The organism is Paenibacillus sp. D2_2 (assembly GCF_031199965.1).
GTDB lineage: Bacteria > Bacillota > Bacilli > Paenibacillales > Paenibacillaceae > Fontibacillus.
In genome coordinates this window covers 4,677,380-4,695,653 of the sequence record NZ_CP133605.1, presented here as the reverse complement: position 1 = coordinate 4,695,653, position 18,274 = coordinate 4,677,380, and the positions used below count along the sequence as shown (strand labels likewise).

Annotated in this window: 15 protein-coding genes and 3 pseudogenes; 11 read left to right on the top strand and 7 right to left on the bottom strand. The window is 44.6% G+C overall.

The annotated features are described in order from the left end of the window. The first annotated feature begins 25 nt into the window (after nucleotides 1-25). Nucleotides 26-724 carry a DUF2225 domain-containing protein gene (locus RE628_RS23970; protein WP_309155649.1) on the top strand — a complete coding sequence of 233 codons (699 nt, stop codon included), beginning with the start codon at nucleotides 26-28 and terminating at the stop codon, nucleotides 722-724. Between the two features lie 79 nt (nucleotides 725-803). Here the strand turns inward: RE628_RS23970 and RE628_RS23965 are convergent, their stop codons facing one another. Together RE628_RS23965 and RE628_RS23960 are read right to left on the bottom strand one after the other, a co-directional pair. After that, nucleotides 804-1,043 (bottom strand): hypothetical protein, encoded by a 240-nt coding sequence (locus tag RE628_RS23965; RefSeq protein ID WP_309155647.1) that lies wholly within the window; start codon nucleotides 1,041-1,043, stop codon nucleotides 804-806. Then, nucleotides 1,030-1,212, bottom strand: coding sequence for a YycC family protein (locus RE628_RS23960; RefSeq protein WP_309155644.1), 183 nt, complete (start codon nucleotides 1,210-1,212; stop codon nucleotides 1,030-1,032). The genes RE628_RS23965 and RE628_RS23960 overlap by 14 nt, the downstream gene beginning before the upstream one ends. Nucleotides 1,213-1,332: 120 nt before the next feature. Between RE628_RS23960 and RE628_RS23955 the strand changes: the two are divergent. Further along, nucleotides 1,333-3,140 (top strand): annotated as a pseudogene (locus tag RE628_RS23955) (M3 family oligoendopeptidase). Nucleotides 3,141-3,452: 312 nt separating this feature from the next. Further along, nucleotides 3,453-3,872: an O-methyltransferase gene (locus RE628_RS23950; protein WP_309155642.1), complete on the top strand. Its 420-nt coding sequence runs from the start codon at nucleotides 3,453-3,455 to the stop codon at nucleotides 3,870-3,872. Between the two features lie 103 nt (nucleotides 3,873-3,975). Here RE628_RS23950 and RE628_RS23945 read toward each other — a convergent pair whose 3' ends face one another. Then, nucleotides 3,976-4,212, bottom strand: coding sequence for an alpha/beta-type small acid-soluble spore protein (locus RE628_RS23945; RefSeq protein WP_309155639.1), 237 nt, complete (start codon nucleotides 4,210-4,212; stop codon nucleotides 3,976-3,978). Between the two features lie 168 nt (nucleotides 4,213-4,380). Beyond that, nucleotides 4,381-5,349 (bottom strand): aldose 1-epimerase, encoded by a 969-nt coding sequence (locus RE628_RS23940; protein WP_309155637.1) that lies wholly within the window; start codon nucleotides 5,347-5,349, stop codon nucleotides 4,381-4,383. A 550-nt stretch (nucleotides 5,350-5,899) separates the two neighbouring features. On the opposite strand from RE628_RS23940, the gene trpS reads away from it, so the two are divergent. The 4 genes from trpS (at nucleotide 5,900) to RE628_RS23920 (ending at nucleotide 8,890) form a co-directional block, all read left to right on the top strand. Continuing rightward, nucleotides 5,900-6,880 carry a tryptophan--tRNA ligase gene (gene trpS, locus RE628_RS23935; RefSeq protein ID WP_309155635.1) on the top strand — a complete coding sequence of 327 codons (981 nt, stop codon included), beginning with the start codon at nucleotides 5,900-5,902 and terminating at the stop codon, nucleotides 6,878-6,880. A gap of 463 nt (nucleotides 6,881-7,343) precedes the next feature. Next, nucleotides 7,344-8,279 carry a heme o synthase gene (gene cyoE, locus RE628_RS23930; RefSeq protein ID WP_309155633.1) on the top strand — a complete coding sequence of 312 codons (936 nt, stop codon included), beginning with the start codon at nucleotides 7,344-7,346 and terminating at the stop codon, nucleotides 8,277-8,279. A 12-nt stretch (nucleotides 8,280-8,291) separates the two neighbouring features. Next, nucleotides 8,292-8,729: an SCO family protein gene (locus RE628_RS23925; protein ID WP_309155631.1), complete on the top strand. Its 438-nt coding sequence runs from the start codon at nucleotides 8,292-8,294 to the stop codon at nucleotides 8,727-8,729. Next, entirely contained in the window at nucleotides 8,639-8,890 is a 252-nt protein-coding gene (locus RE628_RS23920) for an SCO family protein (RefSeq protein WP_309159554.1), read from the top strand. Before RE628_RS23925 ends, RE628_RS23920 begins: the two co-directional genes overlap by 91 nt. Before the next feature lie 32 nt (nucleotides 8,891-8,922). Here the strand turns inward: RE628_RS23920 and RE628_RS23915 are convergent, their stop codons facing one another. From RE628_RS23915 to RE628_RS23905, 3 genes and pseudogenes are all read right to left on the bottom strand, one after another. Next, on the bottom strand, nucleotides 8,923-9,270 hold the full coding sequence (locus RE628_RS23915) for a toprim domain-containing protein (protein WP_309155629.1): 348 nt from the start codon (nucleotides 9,268-9,270) through the stop codon (nucleotides 8,923-8,925). A gap of 161 nt (nucleotides 9,271-9,431) precedes the next feature. After that, nucleotides 9,432-9,545, bottom strand: a complete 114-nt coding sequence (locus RE628_RS23910) for a YjcZ family sporulation protein (protein WP_375142996.1) — start codon at nucleotides 9,543-9,545, stop codon at nucleotides 9,432-9,434. Between the two features lie 127 nt (nucleotides 9,546-9,672). Beyond that, a pseudogene (locus RE628_RS23905) lies at nucleotides 9,673-10,820 on the bottom strand (MFS transporter). A 220-nt stretch (nucleotides 10,821-11,040) separates the two neighbouring features. Here RE628_RS23905 and RE628_RS23900 point away from each other — a divergent pair. The 4 genes and pseudogenes from RE628_RS23900 (at nucleotide 11,041) to RE628_RS23885 (ending at nucleotide 17,397) form a co-directional block, all read left to right on the top strand. Beyond that, nucleotides 11,041-11,487 carry a hypothetical protein gene (locus RE628_RS23900; protein WP_375142995.1) on the top strand — a complete coding sequence of 149 codons (447 nt, stop codon included), beginning with the start codon at nucleotides 11,041-11,043 and terminating at the stop codon, nucleotides 11,485-11,487. A 56-nt stretch (nucleotides 11,488-11,543) separates the two neighbouring features. Further along, nucleotides 11,544-12,692: a transglutaminase domain-containing protein gene (locus RE628_RS23895; protein ID WP_309155627.1), complete on the top strand. Its 1,149-nt coding sequence runs from the start codon at nucleotides 11,544-11,546 to the stop codon at nucleotides 12,690-12,692. A 162-nt stretch (nucleotides 12,693-12,854) separates the two neighbouring features. Next, nucleotides 12,855-14,916 (top strand): annotated as a pseudogene (locus tag RE628_RS23890) (peptidoglycan D,D-transpeptidase FtsI family protein). Nucleotides 14,917-15,354: 438 nt separating this feature from the next. After that, entirely contained in the window at nucleotides 15,355-17,397 is a 2,043-nt protein-coding gene (locus RE628_RS23885) for a peptidoglycan D,D-transpeptidase FtsI family protein (RefSeq protein WP_309155623.1), read from the top strand. Nucleotides 17,398-18,274: the final 877 nt, after the last annotated feature.

Here is an 18,274-nt window from a genome sequence, read left to right as displayed (position 1 = left end):
GAGAGACGGAAAGGAAGTATGCAGCTTGGAACTAGAACCTCTCTTTACGATTAAGGTGACCTGCAACTATTGCGAGAATGAATTCACGACCTCTCGTGTTCGGCCAAGCTTCAAAAGAGCGGTAAGAACGGATACCGATTTCTGTGGATATTATCGCAATGAGAATCCGGATTATTACGTAGTTCGGGTATGTCCGTTCTGTGGATTTGCCTCTACGGAAAATTCAACCGAGCATCTTAATGAACGACAGTCCGCCCGTTTTCATGAGGAGATTGAGACGCGATTCATCAAGCGGGATTACGGAGGCAAGCGGGACTGGAACGCGGCGCTCGAGACTTATAAGCTCGGATTGTTATGCGCCCAGACGATTAATGAGAAAGAACGGATCATCGCAAGTCTTCTGCATCATATATCATGGCTATATCGATATAAAGAGAATCGTGAACAGGAACAGCGTTTCTTAAAGTACTCATTAGAATCTTACATACGCGTATTCGAGACGGAGAGCAATCTTGGCAGTGACGCCAGACTGATGTACCTGATCGGCGAATTGAATCGTCGTACAGGGAACTTAAATGACGCCGTGAAGTGGTTCTCTAGAGTCATTAATGACAAGAAAATTATGGATGCTTCCATGATTCGAGCGTCGAGAGAACAGTGGGCTGTACTTCGTGAAGAAATGTTGAATGGCGGGCATGAATTGCCAGAGGAGATGCAAAGTTAACCGAAAATAGGGGCTTATCTGGTCTTTCAGATCTCAAAATAGCCCCTATTATTATGAATTTTAATTAACCTTTGGTTATTTAATCTTTGCGTACTATCGTATCGGTTAACAAATAATCGTTGTCGCTGTCCAGCACCGTGATCTTATTGCCGCAGCATGGGAAAACCAGCAGTTTTTTCTTACCTTCCCGCACAAGGACAATATCGTCTGGCTTAAATTTTGTAAGCAGAACGTTGTCGCTTCGGCAGAAAGGGCATTGAGGGACATAAACGTCGCCCATAATGATGTCATAAGGCAGTGCTTTATTAAAAGGAATCATTTTGGTTCATCCTTAACATCTGAAGGGCTGCTCCGCTGTCTTTGCTGGCTAATTCAGCGATCTTCTGCAGCAGAATATGCTGTGGCATATGCATCAGATGCTCGATCGGAACTTTCAGTTCTGCGGCCAGCTTCACGGCCGTCTCCGGCGAGATTTGTAATGGTTTCATAATGGGACATGCCTCCTGTCTAAAATAAGAGTAAAACGTATACCTATAGTTATACACTTTTAATCGAATCAGTTCCACAGTTCCTGCGAGGCAGGTTAATCAAGAAAGGATGATATTTCGATGACACAGATATCTGTAAATGACCAGCTTGTAGAGACTTGGAATTTGGACTCCATCTTCCCCGGAGGTTCTGCATCAGAAGAATTCGCGAAGTTTCTGAATGAATTAAGTGGTAGTATTGCTGAACTTCACTCGGTATTGAAGCAAGCATCGGCGCCAAAAAATGTAGATGAGACGCGAGCTTTGGATCAGACGATTGGTGGATTGCAAAGTGCACAGGCAAGAGTGCTTGAGGCAGGTTCCTTTGTTGAATGTCTGACGGCTCAGGATCAGCATGATAAGAAGGCGGTTCAGCTTACTGGTAAAGTGACTTCACTACGGGCAGCGCTGCAGAATGTAATGACATTGTTCGAAAGTTTACTGCGCAACACGGAGGATCAGGTTTGGTTGGAATGGATCGCTCGGGATGAGATTGCCCCAATCGCCTTCATCATGAATGAGAAGCGTGATTCCGCGCGTGAGAAGCTCTCTCCGGAATTGGAAAGTCTAGCTGCGGATTTGGCTGTAGACGGATATCATGGCTGGGGACAGCATTATGATACGATTGTAGCCAAAGTTGGCGTGGAATTTACCGATGATGAAGGGAAGAAATCTACGCTATCCGTCGGTCAGGCGGCCAATAAGCTTAGCGATTCAGATCGTGCGGTTCGCGAGAGGACGTTCGTGGAATGGGAGAAGGCATGGGGAGAAGTAGCTGATTATAGTGCGGATACGCTGAACAGATTGGCCGGCTTCCGATTGAAGCTGTATGAGAAGCGCGGCTGGGAAGACGCATTGAAGGAACCATTGCAAATTAATCGTATGTCCAGAGAGACACTGAATATGATGTGGCAGGTCATTGAAGAGAACAAACCGATCTTTGTCTCATATTTAGAACGTAAAGCCAAGATGCTCGGAGTGGAACAGCTTAGCTGGAGCGATGTGGATGCACCGCTTGCCAAATCAGAGACGAAGATAAGTTATCAAGCAGCAGCAGAAGATATTGTGAAGCAATTCGGAAAATTCAGTCCGAAGATGGCTGATTTCGCAGCTGATGCATTTAACCGTGGCTGGATTGAAGCTGAAGACCGCCCAGGTAAGCGTCCGGGGGCTTCTGTACTTCGCTTCCAGTCAGCAAGCAGACACGGATATTCATGACCTTCGGCGGTAACTACTCAAACGTCTCTACCCTAGCTCATGAGCTGGGACATGCGTACCATCAATATCTGATGGAAGAGCTGCCACAATTCAATCAGGATTACGCAATGAACGTAGCCGAGACGGCATCAACCTTTGCTGAGATGATTCTGGCAGATGCACTTCTGAAGAATGCGGGAAGCGAAGAAGAGAAGCTGGCACTGCTCGCCGAGAAGGTGCAGAATAGCGTATCCTTCTTCATGAATATTCATGCCAGATTCCTGTTTGAGACTCGCTTCTATGAGCAACGGAATTCAGGCATGCTGGATGTTTCCGAACTGTCCGCTTTGATGGAGGAAGCCCAGCGTGAGGCTTATCATGGAGCGCTTGGAAGTTATCATCCACTCTTCTGGACCTCCAAGCTGCATTTCTATATTACAGATGTACCGTTTTATAATTTCCCATACACCTTCGGCTACATGTTCAGCACCGGAATCTATGCCCGAGCGTTGAAGGAAGGAGAGGGCTTCGCGGAGAAATATGATGCTCTGCTTCGTGATACAGGTCGGATGACGGTGGAAGAATTGGCTTCCAAACATTTGAACGTAGATCTAACTAAGCCTGATTTCTGGCGCGAAGCGATGGCTCTGGCTGTAGCAGATGCACAAATGTTCCTTGATATGACCAAGTAAGGCGAATAAGCCGTTCTAAGGTAGATATTTCTACCTGGGACGGTTTTTTTTGCTGATTTTAATTCACTAGCTCTGTCATTCGGGATTACAGTGGTGCCTTAGGGGCATTATTTATGGGGAACAAAAAACGTCAATTAATTTCAAACTACTGTTTAATAATGTAATTTAAGCATGAATATAGGGTATAAAGTCGTTATTTGTATAGTCATTTATAACCAATTTTGTTTTCAAATGTTGAATAATAGAATATAATGGAATATAATGTGACATAAGCCCTAGATCAAAGGGTACTATGTAGGAAGGGAGGGGAATATGCTGACAACTGATCAGCTCTCTCTGGCAAGACAGGTCGATATTGTATTTAAGGAATTGTCGGTAGAACTTGGAGGTATGACATTGGGTACCGTATTCATCCAAATTCGCAATAATATCATTGGTAAATTCGGCATCCGGCACGATCCAATCGCAGGTCGCAACGGTCATTTGGAGGAAGAAGATCATGGCTTGTCTTCGGAACAAATTCATTCTTTTCGCGTGATGGCACTCGAGGCTTTGAAGTACAAGCGTTATTGGACTCATGGAGAGATTAGTTATGAGTTCGCAGTGAAGCAGGGAACCGTTATGATTGATGCTATATTAGAGTCAAATTACAACATGGCCAATTTAATGATACAGAGATATCCAAGAGTAAGTACAGCGAATACATACAAGGGATCAGATTTATCTTCATAATCTTTCAAGTGAATTAATGAACATTGGGTATCATAGTGAAAGACAGGCGACCTGCTAATGCAGATCACCTGTCTTTCTATAGGTACGAACAGGAGAGAGCGAATTACATGTTAGAACGACCAGACAATTGCTGCTCTGCCATTTGAACCAGACGTTTAGTGATGTATCCTCCTAGGGAGCCAGTTTCACGAGAAGTGTAGTTTCCCATGTAACCGTCTTGCGGGATAGATACGCCCAACTCTTGTGCAGCTTCCATTTTCAATTGCTGCAATGCAGCATTTGCTTGAGGAACAACTAGATTGTTGGAACGGCTTCCGCGGCCTTGGTTTTGACCTGCCATGTGTTTGTCACCTCCTATGCCTTTGTGATGTTAGTATGGTTTTTGCAGAATAAAATATTCAGTATAACTGCTAATTTGCAAAGTGGTAATTGTTTCAAATAATTAGGTTCTGTATAACAAAAATAAGAGCCCTCCGACGAAGGAGGGCCCAAGCTATATCATTCTTAGTTAGCTACGATAAATCATATCGAGATTTACATAGAATTCCAATGTTTGCGCCGGCTGAAGGTCGATCAGACCTGTAACAGAGGCAGGATGCTTGGAATTAGGGGCATCCGGTAGCCATGTATATGGCTCGATACACAAGAATTGGTCGGCTTCGCCTTTAGTATACAGCACCCAATGCTTGAAATAAGCTGGATCTGCGGAGTAGTGAAGTCCGTATCCATCTTTGCGGAGCAGCTCGGCCGATACGGGTTTGTCTCCAATTTGGAACATCGTATCGAAGTTAGTACCGCTCAGATTTAATCCGTCATTCAGGGCATTAAGCTCGCCCAAAGGCACTATATCTCCGGTAGTAATCAGTTCCTCGTTAGAAGAATAGATGCTGGATACCGGTAATTTGAGCGTCCACTCCTCAGGCTTGCCATCCAGCAGGAACCAGGTATGTAAACCTATGCCGAACGGAGCTGGCTTGTCACCTAGATGTGTAACCTTGAAAGTCTGCTTCAGCGAAGCACCCTGGAGCCTGAGCGTCATTTCTAATTTGAGCGGAACGGGATACTGACGCATCCAATTCGGGTCATCAGAAGTTAAAAACTCAGTAGTTACGGCACAGCCTTCATCGTCTTCCTCGATATCGCTGACACACCAGCTCTGTGTACGGTGAAGTCCGTGAATATGATTGTCATTGGCCGTGTTGCGGTCAAATTGATACTCTTGTCCTGCATAGGTGAAATGTCCTTTGCGAATACGACCCGGTGGAATGAGCATCGGAATGCCAAAATGGTAAGGCTTCTGCAAGTAGAATTCAAGCTCATTCTCTTCGGGATGACGAAGAACATGGCGCTTCTCAACATGATCCCAAATGCTAATTACATTATTGCCAAGGCGGGGTAGCAGTGTGACTTCAAGTTCACGGCTATTCAAAATGTACGTATCATAACCGTTCCATTGTCCTTTGGTCACTTTTTTCATATCGTTGCTCCTTTTCCCACATATTCATCTGAAATAATCGGTTTTAAATAAGCTTAGCACTATCATAACACTTTTTTTCGAGGACGAAAAATAGATTTGACATTGTAGAATCAGCCAATTATGATGAGTATAATTTAGAATATCATAAACGAACACGATGATGGGGACAAGTAAACAATGTTCTAATTTCCTCCAGAAAGCCGGTGGTTGGATGTGAACCGGTGGAAATGACATTGCTGAATGGACCCGGAGTTCCGGATGAACACAAAAGGGAATCAAGACTTTTGCAAGTATTACCGGACGGTCTTTCCACGTTACGGACAATGAAGGTATAGTTCTCAACGGCCTAGGGCGAATAAATCGTTATGACTGTTGATTCACGTTCTATACGAATAAGGGTGGCACCACGGTCTCACGTCCCTTCACAGGGATGTGGGGCCTTTTTTGCGTCCGCTTTTGATCATGAAGTGAATCTAGATATGGATTTGGCATCGAATCTTGAACATTCACTTCAAACTTAAATCTAAATATATGGAGGAGGCAGTTTTTTATGAAAAAAGTTCTGTCAGGCATTCAGCCTAGTGGTAAGCTTACGCTCGGTAATTATATTGGAGCTCTGAAAAATTTCGTCACGCTGCAGGATGATTACTCCTGTAATTTCATGGTAGTTGATCTGCACGCAATTACAGTTGCGCAGGATCCGGCTAATCTACGGGAGCAATCTGAAGCGGTAGCGGCCTTGTTCGTAGCTGCTGGTATTGATCCGAATAAATCTAATGTGTACATGCAGTCCCATGTTCGTCAGCATGCTCAACTCGGATGGATTCTAACAACCTTAACATCGATGGGAGAACTGGAGCGGATGACCCAGTTCAAGGATAAAGCGGCAGGTAAAGAATCTGTAGGTGCAGGATTGTTTGTCTATCCATCACTGATGGCTGCGGATATTTTGGTCTACAATGCTGATCTAGTACCAGTAGGGGAAGACCAGAAGCAGCATCTTGAATTGACTCGTGATTTGGCGGGACGCTTCAATAGCCGCTTTGGTGAATACTTTACACTTCCAGATCCTTATATTCCGAAAGTTGGCGCCAGAATTATGTCGCTTGACGATGCTTCCAAGAAGATGAGTAAGAGTAACCCGAACCCGGGAAGCTATATCGCTCTGCTTGATTCACCAGATGAAATTCGTAAGAAGATCAGTCGGGCAACGACAGATTCAGGACGTGAGGTTAGATTTGACACAGAGAACAAATTGGAGGTAAGCAATCTCATTACTATCTACAGCCAATGTTCTGGTTTGTCCGTGGCTGAGGTGGAGCAGAAATATGAAGGCCAAATGTACGGGCCGTTCAAGAAGGATCTGGCTGAGGTTGTCGTTGGCGTGCTTGAACCGCTTCAGCAGCGTTATCGTGAGATCCGTAACTCCGGAGAAATTCATGACATTCTGCGTCAAGGCGCTTTGAAGGCTAACGAAGAAGCGGAGAAGGTGCTGCAGGATGTACAACGAATGATGGGATTCCTCTCTTAGAGGAAGTTCAAAAGCTCACTTTTGATCACGAGGCTTATCAGGAAGCGATCGCGGCATCGAATCTTGAATTCACCAGGGCCTAGGCAGATGCTTACGAAGTCATGTTTCCTACGGAAACATCTTAGGTACTCACGTACCCACTACGTACGCTGCACTCCTCATGCCCAGGCTCATCCAACCTTCTCGGTGCTGAAAACTGACCTTTTGAACATATAATTTATTTAATTCAGAACTTAGTCCGGGCATAATTGTTGCCCGGGCTTTTTTGATAGAAAAATTAATACTCTACTATAGAATTCTTGTCATTAAATTGTCACAATTCCTACTTTTTATCAGATGATTGTCAAACATTTCTCCCTCTTGGTATGATAAAGTTTATAGTGTAATGTGGATTCATTGAATTAATCGTGAATTTCTTTATATAGGAAGACAAAAAATTATTGTATAGGGGATATATCCGACAATGGACAGAATTTCTTACTCTGCACCTTCAGAATCGGCAGCATTGTCCGTGAGACCTACTCCTCCAGGAGAAACAGCGACTTGGAAGGATTTTATCGCGCTAACCAAACCAGGTATTTTGCGTTCAAATCTTATCGCGGCTTTTGCTGGATTTTGGGTTGCTTCTGGGTGGCATTTACAATACGTCAATTTGATACTCATGTTACTAGGAACCGTACTGGTTATGGCTTCCTCCTGCGTATTCAACAATTACTTTGACCGCGATTTGGATATGAAGATGGCCCGGACACAGAACCGCGTTCTTCCTACTGGGAAGATGTCGCCGAAGACGGTACTCTGGTACGCAATTATTTTAGGCGTATTGGGATTGTCTGTATTATTTATCGGCAATGGGCTACTAGCCGGCGTGTTTGGTATCGTAGGCATGCTCGTATATGTTGTTGTGTATACGTTGTGGCTGAAACGTTCCTCGACCTGGAGTACCTCGGTTGGAGCGATCTCAGGAGCCATGCCTCCGGTGATCGGATATGTAGCGGCTGCAGGTAAAGTCGATCTCGGTGCTATTCTGCTGTTCGCGATGTTATTCTTATGGCAGCCTCCTCATTTCTGGGCGCTTGGCATTCGGCGTGTTGAGGAATATCGTGCGGCAGGCTTCCCGCTATTACCTGTCGTGAAGGGAATTCCAAGAACAAAACTGCAGATGATACCTTATCTGATTCTTTTGCTGCCTATTCCCGTATTAATGTATGTTTACGATTATACAGGGATATGGTTCCTTATCATCGGTGAGCTTCTGTCTGTATCTTGGCTGCTGATGGCGCTCAAAGGCTTCCGTTCACAGGAGAATGATGCTTGGGCGAAGCGGGTGTTCCTATTCTCAATCAACTATCTGACAGTCAGCATGATCGTTATGATTCTCGATACAGTACGATTGTAATGGAGGTCTAAGATGTCCTTGCTCAAGAAATATAAATGGACCTGGATTTTATTGGCTATATGTATTATCTTGGCGGGGTATCTACTCTGGACCACCTACGCCAAGTCTAAACTACCGATCATCCGGCCTGTAGAGAGCTTCAGTATGGAAAATGTGGATGGGCGCAACATTACGTTAGAAGATACGAACGGTAAGGTGCGACTATTTTATTTCTTCTTCTCCAGTTGTCCGGATGTATGTCCAGTAACAACCTTTCGTTTAAGTCAAGTACAGGATCTACTTCAGGATAAAGGAATGTTCGGCAAGGATGCCGAGATTATCTCGATTTCCTTCATCCGGAGCGCGACACGCGCGAAGCCATCAAGGCGTTTGGAGATAAATTCAAAGCCGATTATTCAGGCTGGTATTTCTTACGGGGTGATCAGCAGAAGACGATGGATCTGGCGATGAACTCTTTCAAAATTTTAATTAACAAGGATCAGAATAACAATTTTGTGCATATGGATCTGATCGGTCTGGTTGACCGAAACGGAAATTTGCGGGCAATATACCGCCCAGAGGCTACGGCGAAGGAAATAGCTCAAGGGGTTATTGATCTGGCAAAAGAATAGTTATTTGTGCTTTATAGAGGCTTGTCTCATTTTCAGATAAAGTCGGGTGGAGGATATAGAATATATTCTTCTAGCCCGGCTTTTTCTAATTGGGAAATAACATATTCGTCAGGCGTACCCTCCACACCGGCGTAGCCTCTTCTCGTATAGATATGGACAGCGTCCGGGAAGGTATCGCGCAGTATGGCACGGATCTTCTTGCCTGAAGAGTCGTTGTCCATGAATAGGTACACGTCATCATTTCCAACCTGCTTGCGGAGCGTTTCCAGTTTGATATTGTTCAATGTCCCAAAGGTACAATGAATATGTATCTCTTCTTGAAGCAGTCTACGCAACTTACTCCGATCATTCTTGCCTTCAACGATAATGCTGATCGACATGGCTGTGTTCACCTCGATTACAGTGGAAATTCTTCATTCTTATAAAGGTTGTTCAAAAAATTGAACACGTACTTATAGTGTATACTTGACCGCTATCTCATGCAAAAACATAACAAAGCGGCCTGTCGGGAGGGGGACAGACCGCGGGCCATGATTTCATATTACCAAAGCGGGGCACTAAGGATAATCACCAGCAAAATATACAGTACCAAAATGGTTCCTGTTGATGACCAACCACCGCCAACTCCTGGCCCACATGGTTCGATATGACCCACTTTTGCTCACCTCCCTTTTTACGATTGGGTCGGTAACTACAAGATATACTATGTTTGATCTACGCTCATGCCCTGTGCAATGGCCCAACAGTCCCCAGAAATTATATGTGAATGCCCAAGGGTTGCTTCATCTTTCCGTCGGTGCGGTGATGGAGGCGGGGATATTCTTTTTCCATGTAGGTACGATGATGATGACCAGCATTAGCAGCAAGAAGGCGAAGAAGTAGGGGAATAGTTATTATGCATCGTTCCCGCTATAATTGGGCCGAGGAAGGAGCCAATCGACATCGCAATGGATTGCAACGAGAACACAGTCCCAAGCCGCTTGCCCCCGCATAGGTCTATAAAGATGGAAGCCAGAGCAGGGAAAACAATGCCTTTGGCCATACCAAGCGCAAATAGCGAGATGACAATGGGAACAGAATTAAGCGCCGCTAACGAGAAGAAGGATAGGGCGATACCGAGGATTCCTAGATATGTTCGGATGTAGGGTGAGAAGTGGTTCAGGAACAATAATGATAGGGTCGTTAGGGCACCGAGGCTGATAATGGAGAAATAGATCCCGGTATTCATAATTCCTGATAATCCACCAGCCTGAAGCGGAAGCTCAAAATATAGAATCCCTTGGGCGCAGGATACTGCAAAGGGCAGCAAGTAGAAATATAAAGGAATGACATTGAGCTTAACAGCCACCTTCTGCGTGGGCTGTTGCAGGGTAGTCCTTAATTTGGGTGGCTCCTTGATCGTAAACATGGCGATAAAACCGGTGATGATCATAAGGAAGCCAAGCGTTTGAAAGGTAAGGGAAAATCCAGTGCGGGCCACCAGGAAGGCACCGGCAGCCGGAGAGACGACGGAAGCAAGAGTATGCACAACTCCATGCCCTGCCATTAATTTCCCCTGCTTCACCGTGTTTTTCGATAGAGAAGCAAGCAGGGCCAGACAGGCTGGGGACAGAAAAGCGAGCACAAATCCGCTGATCGAGCGCAGTACAAGAAGCTGCCATGGCTCCGTGACATGGGCTTGCAGCAACAGGATTGCTCCGCCAGAGAGCAGACTGAATATCATATAGCCTCGGCTCCCGTGACGGTCCACTCCCTGTCCGGCTATCAGATTGCCAGGTAGATGTGTCAACGCATATATACCCATCATCCAGCCGATAAAGGCAGGAGCGGCCCCGATCGACAATGCAAAGGGCGTTAGAATAGGATATTGCGCATGCAGGTCGAAGAAAGCGAGGAACATAAAAAAATAAAGCCAGAAAGCGATTTTCACAGCCTTGCCCTCCTCTAAAAAGGTATTATGCTATACTTGTACGTTACTTGGGACGAACTTATACCCCCTCTTTTAGAGGAAGTTCAAAAAGTCCCCTTTGTACAGCCACATATTATTTCTGTGATTTCCTGTTAAATTGGGGTTAAGCTGTCATTAGACGGGGCCATCATGTATAATAGGGGAGCGTCCGCTCACGAATTATAAGAGTTTAGGGGTGTTAATGAAGATGGATTTGAATGTTGATGTATGGATTGAATTTCTTAAACAGAACTGGCTCGTTATTGTCGTAGCTCTAGTTATCCTACTTCTGGTGCTTAATTTTGTTAAGACCATGGTCAAATGGGCGCTGGTCGTTGTTATTGCTGCATTCATCATTATCTACAGCGGCATATCGCTTAAGGATATTGGCAATGCGGTAGAGACAGTGAAGGATCAGGCTGCTGATATAACCAAATCGGAAGTTCTGCAGATGATGAAGAAGGAAGCGGCGGAAGCGGAAATCACCAAGAATAGCGATGGAACCTTTACGATTAAGACACCTAATCTTGAAGTTACAGGTAGTGACGGCGATGGCAAAGTAAAGGTCAAGTTCCATGGGATCTCCATGGGTGAATGGAAGATTAATGATACGATAGAGGCATTTATTGAGGAAGCGAAGCGCAAGTAGCGCCTAAGGTCCGTCTAAAATATTATGACCATAAGTCATCAAGATAGGGGGCTAGCATGACGATGGTCTTGGCTCAAAGCATACAAGAAATGAATTGGATTAACGCATTGCTGATATGTATTCTGCTTATATCTGTACTACAAGGCTGGGCACGTGGGGCTTCCCGTTCGGCGGGGAGACTGTTCACGCTGGTTAGCGGGGGAATTCTGTCTGTTGTAAGTATTGTCGGATCGATTCCGCTAACGATGTGGTTATCCCCGAAGGTACAGGACTGGCTCTCATCCATTACGTACCCGCAGCGGGATATGGCAACCTGGGAACAAGTATATTATACGATCGTCACTGCGATTCGGGATTTTCCACTGATGCGGTTCGCGGTACTATTTATCATTAGCTATTGGCTGATTCGTACTGTACTGGGATTGCTCTCGGCATTTTTATTGGGCGGTTCTTCACTAAATCGTGCTCCATTCAGCGGAGGGGGCAGGGCATCATTCCTGAGCAGGATTACCGGCGCATGTATTGGTACTGTGATCGGTACTGCCAGGTGCCTGATGGTGATTGTCCTTTTATTTATCGTCGTTACGCTGTTTCCAAACAGCAATTTCAGTCAATATGTGCAGGCTTCTACAGTATACCAGCAAGGAGCGCGTACGGTGATTGAGCCGCTGACCGGTGATTTGATTAAGGAGAAGCTGCCGGTGTTCACACGTAGCGTTGAGGCAGAACTGAACGGTATTCTACAACGGAAGTATGAAGTGATAGATGCCAACGTTCCGCAGGATATCGAATTGGCCGCAGCTAAAGTGACGGAAGGCGCCAAGACCGATGAAGAGAAGGCAAGGCGTCTCTATGACTGGGTCGGCTCCAGAGTGAGCTATGATTATGATAAGGTCAAGGATTATGAAGAGAAGGGAATCTGGCATGAACAGACTCCGCAGATGACCTTTGATACGAAGACGGGAGTATGCATCGATTATTCGCGTCTGTATGCGGTTATGGCTAGATCTCAGGGTCTTCAGGTGAAGGTTGTGACTGGATTAGGCTACGACGGCCGTGGAGGATACGGACCACATGCCTGGAATGAGGTTTATCTGACGGAGAAGGATAAGTGGATTCCACTTGATTCGACTTGGGCGCGAAGTGGGGATTGGTTCAATCCGCCCGCATTCAATGATACACATGTTCCTGACAAAATGGCTTAAGTAGGTTGTTCAAAAAGTCCGCTTTTCATCCAACCTTCTCGGTGCTGAAAACCGGCCTTTTGAACACGTATTTAAGTAGTACCGGGTGTAACCTCGCATCGGATTGAATCGTTATGTTAATATAAGTTATGAAGTCTGGAAGGATGAAGAGGAGAAACGCCCATGAAAAACACGTACAATGACGATCCTCGCGAGCAGGAAGCTAAGCTAAAGCGTCATTTTAATATTCGCTTAAATTTGTTCTTTTTCAGTACATTTATCATTTTTACCGTAATTATCGTTCGTCTGGCCATCTTGCAATTTGTAGAAGGGCCAAGCTTGTCCCAACAGGAGACAAGTATGAGGGTGAAGGACGTCCCGCTGTCACCAATACGTGGCACGATCTATGCGGCAGGTGGTGAGAAGCTCGCCTACTCGACCCCAGTCCAGTCGCTCTACATTACACTGCAGAAGGACTACAGCAAGTCGGAGCGGGGGATGAAACCGGCCTGAAGCATTAGCCATCGCCAAGAAGCTGAAAGAGGTATTCGATCAGTATGGCGATAAGGTCAATGTACCGATGACAGAGGAAGATATCATTAAAGCGATGGACCTGGATTACAACAAGGGTAATGGTTATTCGCCAAGGCTGATCAAAGCAGGCTTGAATGATAAGGAAATCGCATATTTCCTGGAACGGAAATCGGAGTTCCCCGGCATCGATATCGTTGAGGATAGCATCCGACACTATGATACGGATACCGTAGCTGTTCAAACTATTGGATATCTTAAAAAGTACAAATCAATGGATGCTGTTAAATGGTATGACCCAATCCGGGAATTAAATAATTCAGTAGACAAGGATCCTGCCCTGGACTATACATCCGAGGAGCTTGTAGGTGCTGATGGATTGGAGATGTATTACCAGAATGAACTCCGTGGCAAGAATGGCTATAAGAAGGTGCCGATTGATCCGCGGAATATGGCCACAGGCGTATCGGAGGTTGTTCCTCCTGAGAAGGGGTATGACCTGCATACCAACATTAATAAGAATATTCAGATGATTACAGAGCAGGCAATTATGGACCAGATCGATTGGGTTCATAAAAATCCGGTATCCGGTGAAGTTCACCCTAATGCGAAGACGGGTTATGCCGTTGCGATGGAAGTGGACACGGGTAATATTGTGGCTATGGCGAGCATGCCGGACTATGATACGAACGTATGGCAATCCGGTGGAATTGATCCCGATGCCTGGGCTAAAATAAACACAAATTATCAGAATGGGACGATTACCCCGTATAGTTCAGGGCTTTCTGGACATAAGTTTGGCTCTAACGTACTACTAGGTTCAACAATCAAGCCTTTGTCTGTATTGATTGGTCTTAATGAAGGGTTATTCTCTACGAACACTTATTATAATGATACTGGTATCGCTTATTTTGGTAAGAATGATTCCTCTAGCGTTCGAAACTCGGGAAGACATGCATATGGTTCGATTAGACCTTCGGGAGCGATTCGTAATTCCTCCAATACCTTTATGGTAGATATGGTTGGCGAAAGGCTATATAACAAATACAAATCCGAAGGAATCGGCGTTTGGGATCAATATATGAAGAAGTTCGGTCTAGGGGTATCAACGGGAGTGGACCTTCCTAAAGAGTTCCTGGGTCAGCTTGGATATACTAATGAATCAGAGACAGCACTCTCTCGATTGGTATATGCTTCTTTCGGACAGCAGGGTGGCTATACAACCATGCAGTTGGCTCAATATACGGCGACTCTAGCGAGCCGCGGTTCGCGAATGGAGCCACATGTCGTCAACAAGATCACAGATGAGAACGGCAATATCATCAAAGAATTCAAACCAACGGTGTTGAATAAGGTCGATTTCAAGGATGAATATTGGAATGAAGTTATCAGCGGGATGGAGACGAGTGTACCGGTGGCCTTTGCTGGATTCCCGTATGATTTTGCACGGAAGACGGGTACCTCAGAGCAATGGGGCGCTGGAGCAAACCGGGATAATGGTGTATTTATCGCCTTTGCTCCACGCAAAAATCCGAAGCTTGCCGTTGCAGTTATTATTCCGGAAGGTGGCTTTGGAGCCTGGAGTGCCGCGCCGGTTGCACGGAAGATCTTCGATGCTTATGATCAAGAATATGGACTCGACGGAATTCCTAAGAAGAGTTTAAATCAGCAGGCAGATGGTCAGACCACCGATCAGACGGGTAAGACTGAGTAGGGAATAAATAGAATAAATCGATACAACAGCGATCTTTCACAGCGTAGCTTGGGAAAGGTCGCTGTTTTTTTAGATTATAGAATTTATAAGTTTTCTTGCTACGCTGAACAATTCTATAATCGCAAGAAGCCGTTATAAAGGTAGAGGACCTTATGTTTATCATCCCGAGCATTATAGAGCGAGAACTCTAACGGTTGTCACAGCGCTTATTTAACTAAAAATGCTCCGATTCGAATTCTAACGGTTGCGGGTGAGCTTATTTGGCTGTTTTTTACCAAGAACTCACTATAATTGCCCCAATAACCCCTACCACAACCCTTAGAAATTCAAAAGCGATTATATCGCTGTAATAGCCGCTGTCACAACCGTAAGAAACTAAAAGGTTTATAGGAAGCCTTCAGGCGTTTTTCTTATGTAAAAAGAAAGTAGGGGGATCCATTGAAGAACTTCTTTCCAAAAGACCAACGTGAGCAGGAAGCGGCCCTGAAAAGCCGTCTTAATATAAGACTGAACCTTTTCTTTTTTGGTGCGTTTGCTATTTTTACGATTATAATTGTACGATTGGCGATCCTACAATTCGTTGAAGGACCGGACTTGTCGCAGCAGGAGATGAACATGCGAGTGAAGGATGTCCCGTTATTGCCGATTCGCGGTACGATCTATGCGGCGGGCGGTGAGAAGCTGGCTTATTCAACGCCGATACAAACGCTTTATATTACACTGCAGAAGGACTACAGTAACTCGGAGCGAGGGAGGCAGAACCGTCCTGAAGCTGTACAATTCGCCGAGAAATTGAAAGAAGTATTTGATAAGTATGGCGATAAGGTCAATGAACCGATGACTGTAGACGATATTATCAAGAAAATGGACCTTAATTTTAACCTGGGAAATGGATATTCTCCTAGACTTATTAAGTCAGGGTTAAATAAACAGGAGATGGCTTATTTCATCGAGCGGAAATCTGAATTTCCGGGCATTGATATCGTTGAGGAAAGCATTCGGCATTATGATACGGATACGGTAGCTGTCCAAACGGTTGGTTATCTGAAAAAGTTTCAATCAATGGACGATGTGGCTTGGTATAACCCGATCCGGGAAGCAAATGCTTCAGAGGATAAGGATCCTGCTCTGGATTACACAGCTCCGGAGCTCGTTGGTGCCGATGGACTGGAGATGTACTATCAGGGATTTTTACGCGGCAAAAATGGCTATAAAAAGGTTCCAATCGACCCGCGGAATATGGCGACCGGTGTATCGGAGATCGTTCCACCTGAGAAGGGATATGACCTGCATACGAACATAAATAAAAAAATCCAAATGGTTGCTGAACAAGCGATTCTGGATCAGATCGAATGGGTTCATAAAAATCCGGTTTCAGGTGAGGTCCATCCTAATGCGAAGACTGGGTACGCAGTCGCGATGGAAGTGGATACAGGTAATGTTGTAGCTATGGCCAGCATGCCTGATTATGATACCAATGTATGGCAGTCTGGGGGGATTAACTCCGATGATTGGAGCAAGATCATGACCAATTATCAGAATGGGACGGTCACACCGATTAGTTCAGGCCAATCAGGACATAATTTTGATTCTGCTGTTCTACTCGGTTCAACGATTAAACCTTTGTCCGTATTAATTGGACTTAACGAAGGGCTTTTCAAGACGACTGATTCTTACAATGATACAGGTATTGCTTATTTCGGGAAGAATGATTCCTCCAGCGTACGTAACTCTGGTAGTCGTGCATACGGTCGGATCAACCCTACTCAAGCGATTCTCCATTCCTCTAATGCCTTTATGGTCAATATGGTTGGGGAGCGATTATGGAGGAAACATCCCTCCGATGGGATCGATGTTTGGGATGAATATATGAACGAGTTTGGTCTTGGCGTCTCAACCGGTGTTGACCTGCCAAAAGAATATTTAGGTAACCTGAACTATAAGAAGGCTAAATCCGAGACTGTATTATCGCGCTTGGCGTATGCCTCCTTTGGCCAGCAAGCGGGTTATACGACAATGCAGTTAGCTCAATATGTAGCAACATTAGCGAACCGCGGTGAGCGGATGGAGCCACATATCGTCAACAAAATTACAGACGAGAACGGAAATGTTATTAAGGAATTTAAACCGACCGTTCTCAATAAGGCCGAGTTTAAAGATGCTTATTGGGATGCTGTTATTAACGGAATGAGAACAAATGTGTCGGGGGCCTTTGAAGGATTTCCTTACGACTTTGCTAGAAAAACAGGGACTTCACAGCAAGCGTACAAAGGAGTACTTCAAGATAACGGTGTATTTATCGCTTTTGCCCCGCGCAAAAATCCGAAGCTTGCCGTTGCGGTAATCATTCCGGAAGGCGGCTTTGGAGCATGGAGTGCTGCACCGGTGGCAAGGAAGATCTTTGATGCTTATGATCGGGAATACGGGCTGGAGGGAATTCCGAGAAGGGAAGAATTTGAGCAGACAGAGAATGGAGCTTAGGTTATGACTGTATTTACTAAAAAGAAGCTTTCATTTTATGTAATACTTATTGTATCGGTAATGGATGTTTTCTTATTTCTTTTACTTAACAATTACGATGTGATCTTTCTAAAAAAGACGAATAGCTTAATCCCCATCATTCTTAATATTATCATGTTTTTCTTGATCGCTAAGAAGGTTAGAAGTTCTAGAGATTTAGCGTGTGTAATTGTAATTATTGTATTTTGTTTTTATTTATTATCAATATCATATGAGTGCATCTAAAAAAGAAATTTTTAATTTTGAAACGCCGGAATGGATAAATGAGAAAAAAGTTATTTTTGATACTCTAGAGGGTCGATATAAATATAATTTGGAATAAGGCTTAGCCGTGTATTAGCTACGATTTCTCCTAACATAACTTAAAATGTTCTTGCTTATTGGCTTATTTATTATTTAAAATTTGTATTAAGGAAACTTTTTTAGTTATAAGAAACATTAATTTGATATGGGAAGCATTTGTTCTTCTGAGTAAAAAACAGAACACCCTGCTCTAGATAATAGGAGGACTAATCAATGGAACAAATTCGAGTGAAAAAAAGCGCTTTACAGAGGGCTAAAATAACACTTAGTGTGCTGGTGCTGGTTATCGTAACAGGTTGATCCCAGGTGGATGAGAGCCATCGTATCTCCAACGGGTACAGTATTAAAAGATATAGAGATCTCCTTTAACGGGGATCTCTTTTTGCGTTTCGGCGAAGTGAGGTTAGTATCATAGATGGACTAACTATGTAAGTTGTGGTCATGATATTTATGACTGTCAGGGGAGTATATACCCTAGTCATGTTATTCGGTGGATTTGTTAGTTAAATCATGCTTTACGGGCTAGAGTGAGAAC